Source organism: Tessaracoccus sp. OH4464_COT-324 (assembly GCF_003932855.1).
In the GTDB taxonomy this organism is placed as follows: domain Bacteria; phylum Actinomycetota; class Actinomycetes; order Propionibacteriales; family Propionibacteriaceae; genus Arachnia.
This window is the reverse complement of record NZ_RQYZ01000043.1, coordinates 1-1,825: the sequence shown is the minus strand read 5'-3', so window position 1 is coordinate 1,825 and position 1,825 is coordinate 1. Positions and strand designations below refer to the sequence as shown.

The following is a 1,825-nucleotide window of genomic DNA, read 5'->3' as shown; positions in this document are numbered from 1 at the left end:
AGCCTGTTCTCCGCGGCCTGATTGCTCGTCTCAAGGGCCTTAGCTCCTTGCCCACCGTCTTTCAAAGACTTGAAAAAGTCGCGCAGCTGGTTCGCCATGCTCGCGCGTTTCGCTTTATCGGCCGCGATGGTCTGCTCCATCAACTCAACGACCTCACCAAGCTTGCTCGGCAACTGCTTGTAGTCCTCACTCATGCTCTACTCCTTCCGAATGGCCACTGGTAGCGATCTCTCCCGCCCGTTGGCTGGCGGTAAACTCGTTTTGTTCGTACCGACGAGCGGCCGCGTGTAGCTGGTCTTGCAACTCCGCGAACTGCCCCTTCGCGGTAGCGGAATTATCCGCCACCCCACCAGAGACATCCCGAGCCTCGGTGACCAAGTTCTCCAAGAAACCCATGTCCTCCGGCACCGGCATCGCACGCCGCAACTCCAGGGCCCTCGCAAGCTGCTGATCCCACTCGCCACCCACCGCATGTAGCTGGCTCGGCTCCACGGTGAAGCTGGTGTTCCCACCCCCACCACCACCGCCAGAAGGTTTCCCGGCGCGGGCAACCGGGCTGCGGGGAACACCATCCCACGCTTTGGTGAAACCCTTCGCGTCTGGCCCAGTACGCCCGGCCCCAACCTTGGGAGCCGGGGAATCCGGAGCGGTAACGAAAGCCCGACCACCAGGGCCGCCACCATCAGAACCCGGATCATTCGGGCCACCCGGCTGGAAACCCGGCACACCAGGCTGCGGGACACCAGGCTGCGGGAAGCCGGGCCCCGGGTAGCCGGGTTGCGGATGCCCGGGCTGCGGGACACCAGGATACGGGTACCCAGGGGCCGGGACACCAGGCTGCGGGACACCAGGCTGCGGGTAGCCGGGGTAGGACCCGCCCGGCCCACCGGGCCAGGGATACCCAGGATACGAACCATCGGGTGTGGGCCACCCGGGCCGGTCGGGAGGTTCGGGAATACCCTGGACACCAGGGAAACCAACCAGCCGGTCATAGCGCGGATCCCCAGGAAAGATCGGCCCGTAACTACCATCATGGCGCGGATCCCCCGGCAACAACGGATCCCCATACACCCAACCAGAACCCGAACCAGCACCAGCAGCCCCCAAACCACCACCAGGCAAACCACCGGGCAAACCGCCCGAGCCACCGGGTAGACCACCACCAGGCAAACCACCCGGCCCACCCGGAGCCGGTGGGCTGCTCGGCGCACCAAGCGGTGCCGTCGACCCCACCCGAGGAACCGCAACCCCCGCACCAACAACCCCACCACCAACACCACCACCACCAGCAGCAGCAGTGCTGGCGCCGGTGGCGGCGTGACCCGCAGGCATACCCGCACCACCCATCATCATCGGCGGCGCACCACCACCAGCAGGCTTACCATCAGACGAACGCCCACCAGACTCACTAGGCGAAAGCACCTTCTCCGAAATATCCGAATCATCAACCACATCATCCGAATCAGCACTAATACCCCAAAAAGCGGCCTCCACCGCCCGCCGGCCAGAAAACTCACTCACCGAAAACAATCCTTCCAAAACACGAAAAAACACTAAACAGCTGAAACCCGCCTAATAGGCGATAAACCGATGCAACCCCGCAACCAACCCCACATGCTCCGCCCCAAGCCGAGCCACCCGCGCCGGCACCCGCTCCACCCACACGAACCGATCCTGCGCATCACACGCCGCAGCCAACACCGCCCGACACAACACACCAACCTGCACCCGATCCAACCAACCCTCATCGAAAGCCACCTCACAAGGCAAACCCGAACCATCCACCGAAACACTCACCCCACCACAACGCCCAACCACCTCACGC

3 protein-coding genes are annotated in these 1,825 nt (G+C 63.9%); all 3 read right to left on the bottom strand.

Annotated elements, in window-relative coordinates; translation table 11 throughout:
• Positions 1-194: hypothetical protein (locus EII42_RS12030; protein ID WP_148098055.1), on the bottom strand; the 194-nt coding region annotated here is incomplete at its 3' end.
• Positions 187-492, bottom strand: a complete 306-nt coding sequence (locus EII42_RS12025; protein WP_125172393.1) for a hypothetical protein — start codon at positions 490-492, stop codon at positions 187-189. The genes EII42_RS12030 and EII42_RS12025, both read right to left, overlap by 8 nt.
• A 1,080-nt stretch (positions 493-1,572) precedes the next feature.
• The coding region (locus tag EII42_RS12015; protein ID WP_233558392.1) for a YbaB/EbfC family nucleoid-associated protein at positions 1,573-1,825 on the bottom strand (253 nt) is incomplete at its 5' end.